The following is a 500-nucleotide window of genomic DNA, read 5'->3' as shown; positions in this document are numbered from 1 at the left end:
TCAGGGCGTAAGGTGTGCCCATTACGGTTGGTTGGCCGTTTTCCATGCTTGCGTCAAACTCAATCGCGTCTTTCGCAAACAGGTTGATCACAGTCGACCCCAGTTTGAAGCGACCCATTTCTTCGCCTTTTTTCAGGATAACGGCTTTGTCACCTTCTGCTGGGTAATCCCATTTGTAGACCGTGTTACCGCGAGGTGGCGTGATGGTGCCTGCCCAAACTTGCTCGATACTGCCTACGATGGTTGCACCAACCAGAACTTGTGCCATTGGGCCAAATTCGGTATCGAAGATACATACCACTCGTTCGTTACGTGCAAATAGGTTCGGTACGTTTTCTGCTGTCAGAGGGTTTACTGAGAACAGATCACCAGGAACGTAAATCATTTGGCGCAATGTGCCGTCACATGGCATGTGTACACGGTGGTAATCGCGAGGCGATAGGTATAGCGTTGCGAATGAACCGTCTTTGAATTCTTCTGCGAGTTTCTCATCACCACCA

The 500-nt window shown here is 49.8% G+C and carries 1 protein-coding gene; it reads right to left on the bottom strand.

Going from position 1 to position 500, the window contains the following annotated elements; all coding sequences use genetic code 11:
- On the bottom strand, positions 1-500 hold a 500-nt coding region (gene asd / locus R7R78_RS29945), incomplete at both ends, for an archaetidylserine decarboxylase (RefSeq protein ID WP_318119971.1).

Source organism: Vibrio sp. 2134-1 (genome assembly GCF_033339495.1).
This window is presented reverse-complemented; position numbering and strand designations above follow the sequence as displayed.